This is a genomic window from Mycobacterium sp. (assembly GCF_035499775.1).
Taxonomy (GTDB): domain Bacteria; phylum Actinomycetota; class Actinomycetes; order Mycobacteriales; family Mycobacteriaceae; genus Mycobacterium.
Genome location: NZ_DATJYB010000110.1, coordinates 1 through 16,633, shown reverse-complemented (window position 1 = coordinate 16,633; position 16,633 = coordinate 1). Strand labels below are relative to the sequence as shown.

General features: G+C 67.0%; 16 protein-coding genes. 7 read left to right on the top strand and 9 right to left on the bottom strand.

Annotation, left to right across the window (positions count from 1 at the left end):
• Both VML93_RS07900 and VML93_RS07895 read left to right on the top strand, forming a co-directional pair.
• Positions 1-639: acyl-CoA dehydrogenase family protein (locus VML93_RS07900; protein WP_325609376.1), on the top strand; the 639-nt coding region annotated here is incomplete at its 5' end.
• Positions 640-756: 117 nt separating this feature from the next.
• The gene (locus tag VML93_RS07895) at positions 757-1,227 is read left to right on the top strand and encodes a CD225/dispanin family protein (protein ID WP_325609374.1); all 471 of its coding nucleotides are present in this window, start codon (positions 757-759) and stop codon (positions 1,225-1,227) included.
• A gap of 11 nt (positions 1,228-1,238) precedes the next feature.
• On the opposite strand, the gene VML93_RS07890 is transcribed toward VML93_RS07895, so the two are convergent.
• Positions 1,239-2,165, bottom strand: coding sequence for an enoyl-CoA hydratase/isomerase family protein (locus VML93_RS07890; RefSeq protein ID WP_325609369.1), 927 nt, complete (start codon positions 2,163-2,165; stop codon positions 1,239-1,241).
• Between the two features lie 3 nt (positions 2,166-2,168).
• On the bottom strand, positions 2,169-3,698 hold the full coding sequence (gene fadD4 / locus VML93_RS07885; protein ID WP_325609367.1) for a fatty-acid--CoA ligase FadD4: 1,530 nt from the start codon (positions 3,696-3,698) through the stop codon (positions 2,169-2,171).
• Between fadD4 and VML93_RS07880 the strand changes: the two genes are divergently transcribed.
• On the top strand, positions 3,636-5,174 hold the full coding sequence (locus VML93_RS07880; protein ID WP_325609365.1) for an amidohydrolase family protein: 1,539 nt from the start codon (positions 3,636-3,638) through the stop codon (positions 5,172-5,174). The two genes, fadD4 and VML93_RS07880, sit on opposite strands and share 63 nt — an antisense overlap.
• Before the next feature lie 13 nt (positions 5,175-5,187).
• On the opposite strand, the gene VML93_RS07875 is transcribed toward VML93_RS07880, so the two are convergent.
• Genes VML93_RS07875 through VML93_RS07860 form a run of 4 tightly spaced genes read right to left on the bottom strand, consistent with a single transcriptional unit; the run spans position 5,188 to position 7,513 of the window.
• Positions 5,188-5,451, bottom strand: a complete 264-nt coding sequence (locus VML93_RS07875) for a type II toxin-antitoxin system RelE/ParE family toxin (protein ID WP_325609363.1) — start codon at positions 5,449-5,451, stop codon at positions 5,188-5,190.
• The gene (locus tag VML93_RS07870; protein WP_325609361.1) at positions 5,448-5,711 is read right to left on the bottom strand and encodes a type II toxin-antitoxin system Phd/YefM family antitoxin; all 264 of its coding nucleotides are present in this window, start codon (positions 5,709-5,711) and stop codon (positions 5,448-5,450) included. Before VML93_RS07870 ends, VML93_RS07875 begins: the two co-directional genes overlap by 4 nt.
• A 36-nt stretch (positions 5,712-5,747) precedes the next feature.
• The gene (locus VML93_RS07865; protein WP_325609358.1) at positions 5,748-6,800 is read right to left on the bottom strand and encodes an S-adenosylmethionine:tRNA ribosyltransferase-isomerase; all 1,053 of its coding nucleotides are present in this window, start codon (positions 6,798-6,800) and stop codon (positions 5,748-5,750) included.
• A complete protein-coding gene (locus VML93_RS07860) occupies positions 6,797-7,513 on the bottom strand; it encodes an SDR family oxidoreductase (protein ID WP_325609356.1) in 717 nt (238 codons plus the stop codon). Before VML93_RS07860 ends, VML93_RS07865 begins: the two co-directional genes overlap by 4 nt.
• Before the next feature lie 55 nt (positions 7,514-7,568).
• On the opposite strand from VML93_RS07860, the gene soxR reads away from it, so the two are divergent.
• Positions 7,569-8,021: a redox-sensitive transcriptional activator SoxR gene (gene soxR / locus VML93_RS07855; protein ID WP_325609354.1), complete on the top strand. Its 453-nt coding sequence runs from the start codon at positions 7,569-7,571 to the stop codon at positions 8,019-8,021.
• 139 nt (positions 8,022-8,160) lie between these two features.
• On the opposite strand, the gene VML93_RS07850 is transcribed toward soxR, so the two are convergent.
• The 3 genes from VML93_RS07850 to VML93_RS07840 all read right to left on the bottom strand — a co-directional run bounded on the left by VML93_RS07850 (position 8,161) and on the right by VML93_RS07840 (position 12,661).
• A complete protein-coding gene (locus tag VML93_RS07850) occupies positions 8,161-9,981 on the bottom strand; it encodes a phosphoenolpyruvate carboxykinase (GTP) (protein WP_325609352.1) in 1,821 nt (606 codons plus the stop codon).
• 182 nt (positions 9,982-10,163) lie between these two features.
• Positions 10,164-11,615 (bottom strand): hypothetical protein, encoded by a 1,452-nt coding sequence (locus tag VML93_RS07845; protein ID WP_414686300.1) that lies wholly within the window; start codon positions 11,613-11,615, stop codon positions 10,164-10,166.
• A gap of 5 nt (positions 11,616-11,620) precedes the next feature.
• Entirely contained in the window at positions 11,621-12,661 is a 1,041-nt protein-coding gene (locus VML93_RS07840) for a hypothetical protein (RefSeq protein ID WP_325609348.1), read from the bottom strand.
• A gap of 153 nt (positions 12,662-12,814) precedes the next feature.
• On the opposite strand from VML93_RS07840, the gene trmB reads away from it, so the two are divergent.
• The 3 genes from trmB to VML93_RS07825 all read left to right on the top strand — a co-directional run.
• On the top strand, positions 12,815-13,594 hold the full coding sequence (gene trmB, locus VML93_RS07835) for a tRNA (guanosine(46)-N7)-methyltransferase TrmB (protein ID WP_325609377.1): 780 nt from the start codon (positions 12,815-12,817) through the stop codon (positions 13,592-13,594).
• Positions 13,595-13,600: 6 nt separating this feature from the next.
• Complete coding sequence (locus tag VML93_RS07830; protein WP_325609346.1) at positions 13,601-14,320, top strand: NYN domain-containing protein; 720 nt, start codon at positions 13,601-13,603, stop codon at positions 14,318-14,320.
• 91 nt (positions 14,321-14,411) lie between these two features.
• On the top strand, positions 14,412-16,633 hold a 2,222-nt coding region (locus tag VML93_RS07825; RefSeq protein ID WP_325609344.1), incomplete at its 3' end, for an MMPL family transporter.

The window sequence follows — 16,633 nt, the reverse complement described above, 5'->3', positions numbered from 1 at the left end:
CCGAACGCCACGCCGCGTCACCAAGGCATCTCGATCGCGCTGGTCGGACATGGACCCGGCCTGACGGTGTCGCGGGACCTGCCGAAGCTGGGCTACAAGGGCGTCGAGTCCTGCGAGCTGTCCTTCGATGACTACCGGATGTCGGAGTCGGCGATTCTGGGCGGTCAAATGGGACAGGGCTTTTCGCAGATGATGAAGGGTCTCGAGACTGGGCGTATCCAGGTCGCGGCGCGCTCCCTTGGAGTTGCGACGGCGGCCCTCGAGGACGCATTGGCCTACGCGCAGCAACGGGAGAGTTTCGGCCAGCCGATTTGGAAGCATCAGGCCGTCGGCACCTATTTGGCGGACATGGCGACCAAGCTCACCGCCGCCCGCCAGCTCACCCGCTACGCCGCCGAGCGCTACGACAGCGGTGAGCGTTGCGACATGGAGGCCGGGATGGCCAAGCTGTTCGCCTCCGAGATCGCGATGGAGATCGCCCTGAACGCCGTCCGCATCCACGGCGGTTACGGCTATTCGACCGAGTACGACGTCGAACGCTACTTCCGCGACGCTCCCCTGATGATCGTCGGTGAAGGCACCAACGAAATCCAGCGCAACGTGATTGCCGGGCAACTGGTGGCCCGGGGTGGAATCTGACGGCGGCGAGCGAGATACGGGTGATCGCCCCAACCGGTGTTGTATATTTTGCCTGACTTCGGCACCGTCGTCGCGGCGCAGGAGTAAGCCTGTTGCAGCGCAGGGAAGGCAGTTGCCATGAGGAATCCGCCATCGCCAACCCCCGGCTCCTCAGATCGCCCCGACGACCAGCCGGGTTGGCAAGGCCAGCAACCAGATTGGCAGCCCCCACGGCCGGGTTGGCAGGCCCAGAGCCCGGAATTTCACGGCCGCCGTGAGCCGGACAACTACCTGGGTTGGGCGATCGCGTGCACGGCGCTGTGTTTCCTGCCGTTCGGAATTGTGTCAATCGTGTACGCCGCCAGGGTCAATGGCTTGTGGAGCGACGGGAAGTACGCCGAAGCGCAGAAGGCATCCAAACGAGCCAAGCAGTGGGCGATTGCCGGTGCGATCGTGGGTCCGATACTCGCCGCGGCCGCCGCCTATCTGGTGCTCGTCGTGCTGGCGGTGAAAATCGAACAGCTTCCCAATTTCGGTCCTAAAACCACCGCGCCCAGCTCTGTAGTTACCCCTACGACTGTGGAGCCGCTCCCCACCGAGACGCCCTGAGCACCAACGACTTACCGGGCGTCCACCAAACCCCAGCTTCGGGCGGTCGCCGCGTCGATGGTGTGACCGGACAGCACGAGATACGCGGTGCGCCAGCGGCCGATTCGGCGGGTAACGCTGACGGTGCCGCCGGCTCCGGGGATCAGCCCAAGGCTCAATTCGGGCAACCCGAACAACGAGTCATCTTGTGCCTCAACGGATCCACAGAACGCCGCCATTTCCAGTCCGCTGCCCAGCACCCGGCCGTGCACCCGGGCGCGGCAAGCCCGGCCGAGCCGGGCGGTGAGCGCGTCCAGCACCAGGGCGGGGCTGTGGCGGGTACGGGCCAAGTGCGCGCTCGCCGGGTCGGCGAAGGTGCCGAATTCCGCGAGGTCCCCGCCGCTGCAGAACGATGGGCCGTTGCCGCTCAACAGGATTCCGGTCACCGACGGGTCCAGCTCGGCGACCGTCAACGCCTCCAGCAGCGCGGCGCGTGCATCGGTGGAAAACGCGTTGTGGCGTTGCGGCCGATTGAATCTGATTCGCAGGATATTCCCGTCGCGCTCCGCCTGCACCGGCTCGGGCATGTCGGGCACCCTGGCCGGGCCGCGTTCGTCGAGCCAGCGCGCGAACTCCGGGCCGGCCTGCAACGTCGAGTAGGCCAGCGACTCGGTCACCACCCCGGACAGCGTCGGGCCGGCGGGGTCGATCGCGCGCAGCACATCGTCGCAGACGGCGCTGGCGTGCGGCCAGTGCTGACAGCGCTGTGTCAGTTCTTCCACGGCGTCAGGCACCGAGTCGACGGTGATCACCCTACGGTCGGTGCTGGGTTCCTCGGTCAGCGTGAAAGTCGCTTTGTCCAGCCAGTATTCGTTCGTCGGGGAGCCGAAGGCAATGACCACCCCGGGTGCCGTCGCGATATCGGCGTCCGCTTTGGCGAGGTCGACGAACCGCAGCATGAGTCACGCCGAATACTTTTCGATCAGCTCATTCTTATAGAGCTTTCCGGTATCGGTGCGGGGCAGCGTCGGCTCGAACGTGATCGAACGCGGACACTTGAAGTGCGACAGTCGGTCTCGCAGCCAGGTCAGCAGCTCGTCGGCGAATTCATCGGTGGCATCGGCGGGGTCGACGGTCTGTACGGCCGCCATGACGCGTTGGCCCATCTCGTCGTCGGGAACCCCGAACACGGCCGCGTCCAGCACCTTTGGGTGGGTGACCAGAAGGTTTTCGGTTTCCTGCGGGTAGATGTTCACCCCGCCGGAGATGATCATGTGGTGACGCCGGTCGGTCAGGTACAGGTAGCCCTCGTCGTCGAGGTAGCCGACGTCGCCGACCGTCGTCCAGCCGTGCTTGTCGCGCGACTCAGCGGTTTTGTCGGGGTCGTTGAGGTATTCGAAGGGATGGCCGCCTTCGAAGTAGATCTCGCCCGGCTGGTTCGGTGGGAGTTCGTTGCCGTCCTTATCCAGGATGTGAACGGCTCCCAGCATGGACTTGCCGACCGAACCCGGATGCGCCAGCCAGTCCTCGGCGGTGATCAGCGTCGAACCGCTCGCCTCCGAGGATGCGTAATACTCGTCGATGATCGGGCCCCACCAGTCCATCATCTGTTTCTTGATCTGCACCGGGCACGGCGCGGCCGCATGCATCACCCGCTGCAGGCTGGATAGGTCATACGAATTGCGCACCCCTTCAGGAAGTTTCAGCATTCGGGTGAACATCGCGGGGACGAACTGGCCGTGGCTGACCCGGTGGCGCTCAATCGAATCCAGGCAGCCCTCGGGGTCGAATTTCTCCATGACGACCGTTGTGATGCCGCCGGCCTGCGCGCTCATCGACCACACCGACGGCGCCGTGTGGTAGAGCGGCGCCGGGCTCAGATAGATCGAATCCGGGGTCATCCAGAAGCCGACCAGGGCCGACATCATGCCGGGCACCTCGGCCGGGGGCAGGTGCTGCAGTTCGCGTTTGATGCCCTTGGGCCGGCCAGTGGTGCCCGACGAGTACTGCAGGAGATCGCCCTCGATCTCGTCGTCGATCGGTGTGTCCGGTTGATCCGCAACACATTCCGGGTAGCGCTCCCATCCCTCGACGTCGTCGCCGGCCATGATCACCAGATCCGGCAGCCCGCCCGGCAAGTGCTCGGCCAGCTGCTCGCAGGTTCCGCGCAACGCCGCCGACCCGACGATCGCCTTCGCGTTGCTGTTCTCGACGATGTAGGCGGCTTCGGCGGCGGTCAGGTGGGTATTGATCGGCACGTAGTACAGACCACTGCGCCGGGCCGCCCACATAACGGCGTGGATGTGCTCGTTGTTCTCCATCAGGATCGCGACGCTGTCGCCCTCTTTCAGGCCCGCCTCGCGGAACCTGTGTGCCAGCCGGTTCGCACGGGCCTCCAGCTCGCCGAACGTGACGACCGTCCCCGAAGGATGCAGGATCACGGCGGGTTTGTCGGCTCCTTCTGCGCTGGAGAGGTGCTGGCGAATCTGCATGGGCCGACTGTACCGTCGCGAAATTCGGGCACCCCGCGAGCGCCATTCAGGCAACCGGATGTGATGTGCTGGATGGTCATGTCAACTCAACGCTTTCTCTTGCGAGGCGGCACAGTCCTGTCGATGGACCCGCGGATCGGCACCCTGGCCTCCGGCGACGTGCTGATCGAAGACGACCGGATCGCCGTCATCGCCCCCGATCTGGCCGACGACGACGCCGAAGTGGTCGACGTCTCCGGACACATAGTGGCGCCCGGACTGATCGACACGCACCGGCACACCTGGCAGACGCAACTGCGGGGATTGTGCGCGGACTGGACGCTCACCGACTACGTGTTCGGTGTCCGCCTGACCCTCTCGCCCGCCTATCGCCCGGAAGACGTCTACCTCGGAAACCGCAACGGTGCGCTGGACGCGCTCAACGCGGGAGTGACCACGCTGCTGGATTTCTCGCACTGCAACAACACCCCCGAGCACGCCGACGCCGCGGTGACAGGCTTGCGGGACACCGGGATCCGCGCCGTGTTCGGCTACGGCTTCTTCGAATCCAGCCCGTTCGCGCCGCCCCACTTCGCCGCCCACGCCGACCGGCTCGCCGACTTCGCCAGAGTCGCCGACGACTGGTTCGCCAGCAAGGACAACCTCGTGACGCTGGGTGTGGCGCTGACCGAGCCCGAGTTGGTGCCGCTGGAGGTCACCCAAGCGGAGGTGCTGGCCGCGCGCGAACGCGACGCGCTGATCGTCACCCACACCGGCTGCCTGTGGCAGTTCCCGAACTCCGTCACCGCCATGGACGACGCCGGCCTGTTGGGCCCCGACCAGGTGCACGTGCACTGCAACACCCTCACCGACGACGAGTGGCGCAGGTTGGCGCGCAACGACGCCAAGCTGTCGATCTCGCCGGAAACCGAACTGAACATGGGCATGGGCCGGCCGGCGTTCGCCGCTGCCGCCCGCCACGGCATCAAGCCCACCCTGTCCTGCGACGTGCTGTCCCTGAACACCGGCGACCTGTTCACCCAGCTCCGTCTCGGCGTGGCGTTCCAGCGCTGGGCGGACACCGAGTCGGTCAACCTCGCCGGCGGCGATCCGGAGGCGGTGACCGTCACCGCCCACGACGCGCTGGAATGGACCACGGTCAACGCGGCGGAAGCCGTCGGCCTCGACGACCGCATCGGCAGCCTGACGCCTGGCAAGCAGGCCGACGTGGTGGTCGTCGCGAATCCCGCGAGCCCCCAGATCGACCCGGCCGGAGCCCTGCTGTTCCAAACCACCGCCGACAACGTGCGCCACGTGCTCGTGGCCGGTCGTTTCGTCAAACGTGACGGCACGTTGGTGGGCGTCGACATGAATCGGCTCAACGCTGACGCCGCGGCCAGCGCACACGACATACTCGCCGGCGTCGCCGCGAGCGGACGTCAGCTGCCCGGCACCCCGCCGGGCGGGTTGGCGATCATCAAGGCGATGGTCGACTGAAGCGTGCCGAGCCCTAACGGTCGCGGTAGACCTCGCGCCGGTGGGCCACCCGGATCACCAGAATCGTCAGGATGTCATCGTGGATTTCGTACAGAATTCGGTAATCGCCCACGCGTACACGCCACCGATTGCCCTGTCCCACGAGCTTTGCGGCCTTCGGTGGCCATGGGTTGTCGGCCAGCAGTGCGACGGCACCCTCGATGCGCAGCCGGTCACGCTTCTCGATCGTCTCGATCGCTCGTTGAACGCTACGGGTCTTTCGGACCTGATAGCTCACGCGATGCCGAGGTCCTGCTTTGCCAGCTCCCACGGAATCGTGTCATCGCTTGCTGCCGCATCATATTCCGCCAGCGCACGGTAGTCGTCGGCGTCGTCGAGATCGTCGAGCAGCTTCTCGAATGCCTCGTAACCCATCAGCACAGCGATCGGTTGGCCATGCCGCGTCAGCTTCACCGCCTTGCCGTGCGAGCCGAGTTCGTCGATCACCGCGGCCAACTGCTCACGCAGTTCCGACACTGGGATGCTGCCCGAAGTCATGGAGATATTGTACAGTGCCGTACGAAAGCTGCCCTGCTACCTCTCCGGCAGCAGCAGCGCGCTGTCGCCGAACTCATGCCACAGGTAGCCGTGCTCGACGGCCGCCTCGTACGCCGCGGCGACCAGGTCCGGCCCCGCGACGGCCTCCAGCAGCAACAGGTGTGAGGCGCCGGCGTCGTGCCATCCGGTGATGAGACCGTCGACCACGCGGGTCGGGCGACCGGAGCCGAGCACCAGATCCGTCCAGCCGACCGCCTGCTCAACGACGCCGTCGGGATTGGCGGCTGACTCCAGAGCTCGGGTCGCCGTGGTTCCGGCGGCGATCACACGTCCGCCGGTGGCGCGGGTGAGGTTCACCAGTCGCGCGGTGGCGGCCGGAACCTGGTACCGCTCGGCGGCCGGCGGCTCGCCCGCCTCCGCCGAGGCGACTCCGGCGTGCAAGGTGATGGGCGCGATCGCAATGCCGGCGGCCACCAGATCGGTGACCAATTCGGTGCTGAACGGTCTTGCGGCGCTGGCCATTTCAGCACTGCCCGGGCGCCGGGCGAATACGGTTTGGTAGTAGCACAGCGGCCAGCGTCGCGGCACGTACGAATACCGGATGGGCCGGCCGTGCCGGGCGAGGTAGGACACGAAGTCACCTTCGAGGGCCACCCGCGCCGTCCACAACCGCGCGCCCTCGACCCCGGAGTCCGGGTAGGAGGAGCGGACGACGATCGCGGCGCCGCCGGGCATCTCGATGCGTTCGCCCGGTCGGACGTCGGGCAGGTGCCCGGTCGCATTGCCGGCCGGCCGCAGTTCGACCACCCACAGCTTCTCGGCGCGCTCGGTGGAGAAGTGGATGGTGACCGGACGGCCGGCGCGGCGGCCGTCGATCGCGGCGGGCAGGGTGGCGGAGTTGTTCACCACCAACAGGTCGCCCGGGCGCAGATAGTCCCCGAGGTCGGCGAATCGGGCGTGGCTGATCCCATCCGGCCGGGCGACCAGCAGCTTCACCGCGTCCCGGGCGACGCCGCGGGCCTCCGGCGGCTCGGTGGCGTCGGAGTCCGGCGCCCGGCGGAAATGCGTGTGCGGAGCCGCGAGCATCATTGGCGTGCTCCCGCCAGCAGGTCCGCGGCGCGGTAGCGCCCTGCGGCGGGCTGGGTGTCGAGCAGGTGCAGCAACGCCGGCACGACGGAGTCCGGCTCGGGGCGATCGGAGATGTCCTCGCCCGGGAACGCGGCCTGATGCATCTCGGTGCGCATGTCGCCCGGGTCGAAGGCGTAAACCGGAACCGCGGCAACCTCAGCCGCCAGGACCGCCGACAGCTGATCCAGCGCGGCCTTCGACGAGCCATACCCACCCCAGCCCGGGTACGGCTCGACCGCCGCGTCGGAGGTGAGGTTGACGATCACCCCGGCGTTGCCGGTAAGCGCCGGCAGCGCCGCCTGGATCAGGGCAAGCGGGGCAAAGAGGTTGGTGTTATAGACGGCCCGCAGCTCCCCTGCCGGGTAGTCGGCGAGGGCGGGTTGCGGGCTGGGGCCCAGCCGGCTGGCGTTGTTCACCAGCAGCTGAAGCGGCCCGGCGTCGACGGCGGCGCCGACCAGCGCGTCCCGATGCGAGACGTCGGTGACATCGCCGGCCAATGTGATCAGCCGCGCTGAATTCAACTCTTGCGCAGTCGTTTCCAGATCCTCGGTGCGACGGGCATCGCCGACGACGGTCCAGCCGCGGCCGAGCAAGGCGGCGGTCACCGCTCGGCCGAAGCCCCGCGATGCGCCGGTGACAATCGCCACGGAATTGGTGTTGTGTGATTGGGTCATAGAGCCATACTGATAGTTGAAGTTAACTTTAAGTCAAGTGGTAGGGTGCAGGAACATGGATAAGAAGGATCTGTTGACCGTCAGCGAAATAGCGAATCGCAGTGGCTTCGCGGCGTCGGCTATCCGGTTCTACGAGAGCCAAGGGCTGATCAGCGCGACCCGCACGTCGGGCGGTCAGCGCCGGTTCGAGCGCCAGATGCTGCGCCGGCTGGCCTTCATCCGGGCGGCCCGCAGCGTCGGGCTGAGCCTCGACGAGGTGGCGGCCGCGCTGGCGAAGCTGCCGGACGGACGTAACCCGACGCGCGCCGACTGGGCTCGGCTGTCCAAGGACTGGCGCGGCCGCCTCGACGATCAGATCGCCGGTCTGATGGCGCTGCGCGACAACCTGGACTCGTGCATCGGCTGCGGCTGCCTGTCGCTGAAACGGTGCGCCATTTCCAACCCGGCCGACTTGGCCGCGGGCGCCGGAGTGGGTGCGCTTTACCTGCCGAGGTCATTGCGGCGGTGACTCTGCAGCCAGGTAGGGGTTTCGCGAGTGAGGCCCACCCCCACCGCAAATCAAAGCCCAGACCGCCGAGCGAGAACGCAAAAGCACCCGACACGCTGGGCATGCGGGTGCTTCTGCTGGTGCTTGTTGAACGCGCTATTTAGGCGAGGCGCTCTTTCAGGGCCTCGAACTCGTCGCGGATGCTCGTCGGGAGCTTGTCGCCGACAAACTCGAACCACTCCTCGATCAGCGGCAGTTCCTGACGCCACTCGGCGGGGTTGACCAACAACGCCTGGGTCACGTCGTCGGAGTCGACATCGAGACCGTTCAGGTCCAAGTCGTCGGCGGTGGGCACGATACCGATCGGGGTGTCCTGGCCGCCGGCGTTGTGCTCGATGCGGTCCACGATCCACTTCAGCACCCGGCTGTTCTCGCCGAAGCCGGGCCACAGGAATTGGCCCTCGGCGCCGCGGCGGAACCAGTTGACGAAGAACACCTTCGGCAGCTTGGACTCGTCGTTGTGCTTGCCCAGGTCGATCCAGTGCTGGAAGTAGTCGCCGACGTTGTAGCCCATGAACGGCAGCATGGCCATCGGGTCGCGGCGGACGGTGCCGACCTTGCCCTCGGCGGCCGCGGTCTGCTCGCTGCCCATCGTCGCGCCCATGAACACGCCGTGCTGCCAGTCGCGCGCCTCGGTCACCAGCGGCACCGTGGTCTTGCGGCGGGCACCGAACAGAATCGCGGAAATCGGCACGCCCTGCGGGTCGTCCCACTCCGGCGCCAGGATGGGGCACTGCGACATCGGCGTGCAGTACCGCGAATTCGGGTGCGCCGCTTTGGTATCCGTCTCGCGCAGGATCCAGTCGTTGCCCTTCCAGTCGATCAGGTGGTCGGGCTCCCCTTCCAGGCCCTCCCACCAGACGTCGCCGTCGTCGGTCAGGGCGACGTTGGTGAACACGGTGTTGCCCGCGGCGATGGTGCGCATGGCGTTGGGGTTGGACTTCCAGTTGGTGCCCGGCGCGACGCCGAAGAAGCCGAACTCGGGGTTGACGGCGTAGAGGCGCCCGTCCTTGCCGAACCGCATCCAGGCGATGTCGTCACCGAGCGTCTCGGCCCGCCAGCCCGGGATGGTCGGCTGCAGCATCGCCAGGTTGGTCTTGCCGCAGGCCGACGGGAATGCCGCCGCGAAGTAGTACGCCTTGTTCTCCGGGGAGATCAGCTTGAGGATCAGCATGTGCTCGGCGAGCCAGCCCTCGTCGCGGGCCATGGCCGAGGCGATCCGGAGCGAGTAGCACTTCTTGCCCAGCAGCGCATTGCCGCCGTAACCGGAGCCGTAGCTCCAGATCTCCCGGGTCTCCGGGAAGTGGGTGATGTATTTGGTGTCGTTGCAGGGCCACGGCACGTCGGCTTGGCCCTCCTCCAGGGGAGCACCGACGGAGTGCAACGCCTTGACGAAGAAGCCCTCGTCGCCGATCTTCTCCAGCGCGGCCTTGCCCATCCGGGTCATGGTGCGCATCGAGACGACGACGTATTCGGAGTCGGTGATCTCCACCCCGAGCTTGGGGTCCTCAGCGCCCAGCGGGCCCATGCAGAACGGCACCACGTACATGGTGCGGCCGCGCATACACCCGCGGTACAGGTCCGTCATCAGGGACCGCATCTCGGCGGGGTCCATCCAGTTGTTGGTCGGGCCGGCGTCGACCTCACGCTCGGAGCAAATGAAAGTCCGGGACTCGACGCGCGCCACGTCGGACGGGTCGGACAACGCCAGGTAGGAGTTCGGGTGCTTCTTGGGGTTCAGCTTGGTGAAGGTGCCCGCCCCGACCAGCTGGGTGGCCAGGCGCTCGAATTCCTCTTCGGAGCCGTCCGTGAAAACCACCCGGTCGGGCTGGGTGAGCTCGGCGACCTCCTCCACCCAGGCCAGCAGTCCGGGGTGATTCGTAGGCGCGGTATCCAGTCCGGGAATGGTTGCTGAGGTCATCGAACTCTCCTGAATTCATCTGCTTACTTAACGGGCATCTGTGGTCGCGTATGCAGCCGCCCTCGCAACTGTCCACACGGTAAAGCTTTCTATACAGGTTATCGCGGGCAACTTGTCGCGGAAGGCTTGGGCGGGTATAAGACTGCTCACAACAACGATTCAGAAGCCTCAGAATCGTCCAATTACGACGCCGGTTCGCCGAGTTCCGCCCGCACGGCGTCCAGCGCGGCTTGCACCGTCGGCATCTCCCGGTCCCGCACGGACGCGGCCCGTGCCGCCGCGATGGCGTATTCGCGCAGTTCCGTGTCGATAGCGCTGACCTGGTCGGCCACCTGTGCGTTCTCAGCCTCGTCGCGGGCACTCAGCGCGGTGTTCAGCAACGTCTCGGCCATCAGCACCCGGGTGGCGACCAACTCCTCCACCACCGACCGCAGCGACTCGGTGACCTCGCCTGCCCAGCGGTCCAGCACGGCGCGGTCACGCAGCAGGCCGCGGATGCTCACCACCAGGACGGTGAGGAGCAGTCCGATCAGCACACACGCCGCGTACCCGGCGATCGCCAGCCACGGAGACAGCCGAGGGGCCACGCTGGCCAGCAACCGATTGAGCGTCACCGCGACACCCAGGCCGAAGCCGACGCCCAGCAGGATCATCAGCCAGGTTTCCTGACGCCGCGATTTCAACGGTGGAGGGCCCACCTCGACGGTGGGCAGTCGCTGCAGCGCCGGTAGCTCCACCGGCACGCCCATCACCTGTGCCATGTCGGCGAGGTGCGCGGCGGTGCCGTCGCTCACCTCGACGACGACGTCGTTGGCCCGGTCGCGCGCATGGGCCTCGAATCCGGGCATTTTGCGCCGGGGCAGACCCGCGGCCTCCTCTTGCAGCTCGCCACGCACCGACGAACTACGGTTGCGCGCGAAGTGGGACAGCTGGACCCGGGCCTGCTGGATCTGCCCGCGCGCCATGATGGTGTGCTCGGTTTTCGACTGGCGGCGCTGCCGCAGGGCCGAGCTGCGCTGTTCGCGCAGCGCGTCGACCCGTGCCCGCCGGCCGGCGCCGTCGGCATCCCGATCGAAGCGTTTGGCGACCGTCTGGAGCCGAGATTCCCACGCCCGCAACCTGTTTCGGCGCGCGATATCCGGCCCGGAGAGTTGCGCCCGGACCGCGTCGACCAGCTCGTCGACGCGCGGCTCACCGACATCGGGCACCGCGGCCACGCCGACCCAGGGCGTCGCGAGGTAGCGAGGCGCGTGCGCGGCCAGCTTGTCGCGGTTGGCGTTCAGCACGTCGTCCCAGTTCAGGTGCACGTCGATCTTGGACACCACACCGATCACCAGATCGGTGTGCTCGGCGGCGGCGTCCAGCAGCGTGCAGTCCGATTCGGTCAGGGGGGCGGCGGCCGAGACCACGAACACCACCGCGATCGGCGCGTCGCCGGGACCCAGGTCCGTCGACTCGACGAACTTGTGCTGCGGCAGCCGTTCGCGCAACGCCGTGACCACCCCGCTGACCCCGGCCATCCACGGACCGGTCACCAATACCACGTCGCGGCGGTTGATGGCGGGCGCGTCCAGCCGGGGCCCGATCGCCGCCACTAGCGCGTCCACCTGGCCTGCCGGATCGTCGTGTGCCACGTCTGTCACGGTAAGTCCCCATGCGTGGGGGATTGCAACCACAGCCGCAGCGACCCTCTGGCGATGTCGACGGCGAAGGCGCGATGCACCTCGCTGACCGGGCCCTGGCTGTAGCGCTGCCAGCGCACCGCCCGCGACAGGTGCGCAGCGGAATCGGCGCCGTCCCCGACCGGGCCGAGCTCAGCCTCGGCCAGGTCGGTGGCGGCGGCCATCCGCGCCAGCACCGTGTCGTCGTGGGCCAGGAACTCGCTGATCCGCGCGCCCAAAGCGTCGTCGGCGACGGCCAGCGCCTCCAATGCGGCGACGGCGTCGAGCACCCGCCGGTAGCGCACCTCGGCGCCGACGGCGTGGATCTTGCCGATGACGGCGTCGACACAGCTCACTCGGCGCAGCAGGGCTCGCAACTGGGCCGGCGTCGCACCGTTTCGGACCGCGGCAACCCCCAGCGCGGCGCCGAACAGGTCGAGGGTCTCAAGTAATCGCACCCGGTCTTCGGTCGGCACCGAAACATCGGCCGCCAGAAACCCCTCGAAGGAGCCGTCGAACAACGCGCTGTCATGGTGGCCGGCCAGGCCACGCAGCGTGTCCCACACCGGGTTTTCCAGCACGTCGACCGCGGCCACCGCGAGCAGCCCGATGATCGGCTCGACAGGTACCCCGACCAGCTCGGCGAACCGCGCGCACCTGGCCCGCGCCGCGACGATCGGGCCGTCCCCGGCGAAACCGGTCAGATCGGCCTTGTTCAGCAGGGCCACTACCGGAAGCTGCGCCGCCGCTATGGCCGCCGCATCCTCCGGCTTCATCACTTCGGCGGTGACGTACACGACTACGTCGGCGACGGATTCGGTCACGCGTATCCGCGCCGCGACGCCGGCCCGGTCCAGAGCGCGCGCGACCGTGCTGCAGCCCACCCCCGCACGCCCGCGCACGGCCACCCGCAACGGCGCGGCAGCAGTTTCGGCGATCGTCATCAGCCGCGCATCGGCGGCGTCGGCGGCAAATCGCGCCAGCTCATCGACGAAAATTCTGGTGCCCTGTCCTCTCATATCCTGCGTGCCCGATCCGACCGACTCGGCTCGCTTTCGCAACCGCATCGTGGCACTTGCGGCCCGGAGATGCGAGCCAACCGTCTATCTGTTACCAGCTGAAGGCAACTGTTGGGTATCAATCTGGACCACGTGCGGCTACATCGGCGGTTCATGGGCCACCATGGACAAATGCATGCGCAACCCGGCATCGAGATCCCGGAGGGGATTTCCGATCAGGGAGTCGCCGGGCGCTACGCCATGTCTGGTGGTCCGGTCACCGCGTTCCGCTCGCGGCGTTCGGCCCTATCCAACGCTCAGCGCGAGACCTGGGAGCGGCTGTGGCCGCGGCTGGGCATGTCGGTGGGGCCCACCTCAGCCGAGCAACCCCGGCTGGACATCCGCGAGTGGTTTGGCCGTGCGGCGCCGCTGGTGCTCGAGATCGGCTCGGGTACCGGCACGTCGACGCTGGCCATGGCCGCCGAGGAGCCGGACATCGACGTGATCGCGGTCGAGGTCTACAAGCGGGGGCTGGCGCAATTGCTGTGCGCGATCGACCGCGAGCAGGTGAGCAACATCCGGCTGATCCGCTCCGAAGCGACCTACGTGCTGCAGCACCTGATCGCGCCTTCCTCGCTGAGCGGTGTGCGGGTGTTCTTTCCCGATCCTTGGCCCAAGGCACGCCACCACAAACGGCGCTTGCTGCAACCGGCGACGGTCGGCCTGATCTGCGAACGGCTCCGCCCCGGCGGCGTCCTGCACGTCGCGACCGACCACGCCGGGTACGCCGAGCACATCGCCGAGGTCGGCGACGCCGAACCCCGGTTGCGTCGCGTTGAGCCCGGCGCAGTGCTGCCGATCTCGACCGTTCGCCCCACCACCAAGTACGAGACGAAGGCCCAGGACGTGGGCAGTGCCGTCGCCGAGTTGATCTGGAAGAGACCCGGGAACTAGATGCCTATGAGCGTGACAGAAGAAGCAGCAGCAGCAGCAGAGGTGCTCGCCTCCCCGGTGTCGACCACCGAGGACCTGGCGGGCCTGCCGGTCTGTGCCACTCCGGTTGGGCGCGTGCTGCTGGTGTGGGATGCCCCCAACCTGGACATGGGACTGGGCTCCATCCTGGGCCGTCGGCCCACCGGTGTGGAACGCCCCCGTTTCGACGCGCTGGGGCGCTGGCTGCTGGGCCGTACCGAAGAGATTGCCGCAGGTCGTCCGGGGGATTCGATCGAACCCGAGGCCACCGTCTTCACCAACATCGCGCCCGGCAGCGCCGACGTCGTTCGACCGTGGGTGGACGCGTTGCGTAACGTGGGATTCGCGGTGTTTGCCAAACCGAAGATTGACGAAGACAGCGACGTCGACCGCGACATGCTCCAGCACATCGCCCTGCGACACAGCGAGGGCCTTGCGGCGCTGGTCGTGGCGTCCGCCGATGGTCAGGCCTTCCGTCTGCCGCTCGAAGAAATCGCCCGGACCGGGGTCGGCGTGCAGGTGCTCGGATTTCGCGAACATGCCAGTTGGGCGTTAGCGTCGGATACCTTAGAGTTCATCGACCTGGAAGACATCGCAGGTGTATTCCGGGAGCCGTTGCCGCGAATCGGCCTGGATTCGCTGCCTGACCAGGGCGCTTGGCTGCAGCCGTTCCGGCCGCTGTCGTCGCTGCTGACCTCGCGTGTATGAGAGCTGACGTGTGGTGGACAACCGACAAGTACGAAAACCGAGAAGCCCGAAGGCAAGGCCCGGGTCGCTAAAGATCCAGTAAGGAGTTCACGTGTTCGCCTGGTGGGGTCGAACTGTGTACCGCTACCGGTTCATTGTGATCGGGGTCATGGTCGCTCTGTGCCTCGGCGGCGGCATCTTCGGGATGAGCCTGGGCAAGCACGTCACACAAAGCGGTTTCTACGACGACGGCAGTCAATCGGTCAAGGCGTCAGTCTTGGGCGACCAGACCTACGGCCGCGACCGCACCAGCCACATCGTCGCGACCTTCACCGCTCCGGACGGCAAGAGCGTCGACGACCCGGCGTGGCGGAAGCAAAGGCAAGACGAGCTCAACAAGTTCGTCAGCGACCATCCCAACCAGGTCCAGCAATGGCTCGGCTACCTGAACCTGGCTGACCCCAGCCAGGCGACGGGGCTCGTCAAGGGGATGGCGACCGACGACAAGAAGCACACCTTCGTCAGCATCCCGTTGAAGGGCAATGACGACGACACGATCCTCAACAACTACAAGTCCATCGAGCCGGCGTTGCAGAAGCTCGACGGCGGCACGGTTCAGCTCGCCGGCCTGGAACCGATAGCCAACGCGCTGACCGGCACCATCGCCACCGACCAGCGCCGGATGGAGGTGCTGGCACTTCCGCTGGTGACGATCGTGCTGTTCCTGGTGTTCGGCGGCGCGATCGCGGCCGGCCTGCCGGTCATCGTGGGCGGATTGAGCATCGCGGGCGCGTTGGGCATCCTGCGATTCGTCGCCATGTTCGGGCCGGTGCACTTCTTCGCCCAACCCGTCGTCTCGCTGATCGGTCTCGGTATCGCGATCGACTACGGGCTTTTCATCGTGAGCAGATTCCGGGAGGAGATCGCCGAAGGCTACGACACCGAGGCCGCGGTGCGGCGCACGGTGATGACGGCCGGACGTACGGTGGTGTTCTCGGCGGTGCTGATCATCGCCTCGAGCGCCAGCCTGCTGGTGTTGCCGCAGGGGTTCGTGCATTCGCTGACTTACGCGATCTTCGCCGCGGTGGGCCTCGCGGCGGTGCTGTCGATCACGCTGTTGCCCGCGTGCCTGGGGATCCTCGGTCGCCATGTCGACGCGCTCGGCGTGCGGACCGCGTTCCGGGTGCCCTTCCTGCGCAACTGGAAGGTGTCCAGGGCGTACCTCAACTGGCTGGCCGACCGACTGCAGAAGACCAAGACCCGCGAAGAGGTCGAGGCCGGCTTCTGGGGCAAGCTGGTCAACTGGGTGATGAAGCGACCGCTGGCGTTCGCCATCCCGATCGCCGTCGGCATGATCTTGCTGGTTATCCCGCTGGGCAACCTTTCGTTCGGTGGCATGAGCGAGAAGTACCTGCCGCCGAACAATCCGGTGCGCCAGGCCCAGGAACACTTCGACAAGCTCTTCCCGGGATACCGGACCGAGAAACTGACGGTGGTGATCCAGAGCGCAAACCACAGCCCGGTCACCGACTCGCAGGTTGCCGACATCCGTAACCGGATCTCCGGGATCACCGGATTCACCGACCAGCAGTGGGACGAGCGGCCGTGCCCGCAAGTCGCCGGCAACCCGTGCGTCGCCGGGCCCAATGGGCAGAGCCATCCCGAAGACGGCTCGGTCCGGGTGATCCAGAACGGCCTGTTGAACCGGAACGATGCCGCCAAGAAGATCGACGAGCTGCGGGCGGTAAACCCGCCCAAGGGCATCAATCTGCTGGTCGGCGGCACCCCCGCCCTGGAGCAGGACTCGATTCACAGCCTGTTCGACAAAGCCCCGTTGATGCTGGTCATTCTGCTGAGCGCCACTCTGTTGTTGATGTTCCTGGCGTTCGGTTCGGTGGTGTTGCCGGTCAAGGCGGCGGTGATGAGCGCGCTGACGCTGGGCTCGACGATGGGCATCCTGACCTGGATCTTCGTCGACGGGCATTTCTCCACGTGGCTGAATTTCACTCCGACCCCGTTGATGGTGGTGCTTATAGCGCTGGTAGTCGCGGTGGGCTTCGGCCTGGCCACCGACTACGAGGTGTTCCTGGTCTCCCGAATGGTCGAGGCGCGAGCCCGCGGTTATTCCACCGCCGAGGCCATCCGGATCGGTACCGCGACCACCGGGCGCCTCATCACGGCTGCCGCGCTGGTGCTCGCCGTGGTCGCCGGTTCGTTCGTGTTCTCCGACCTGGTGCTGATGAAGTACCTGGCCTTCGGCCTGATGGCGGCGTTGCTGCTGGATGCCACCGTCGTCCGGATGTTCCTGGTGCCGTCGGTGATGAAGTTGCTCGG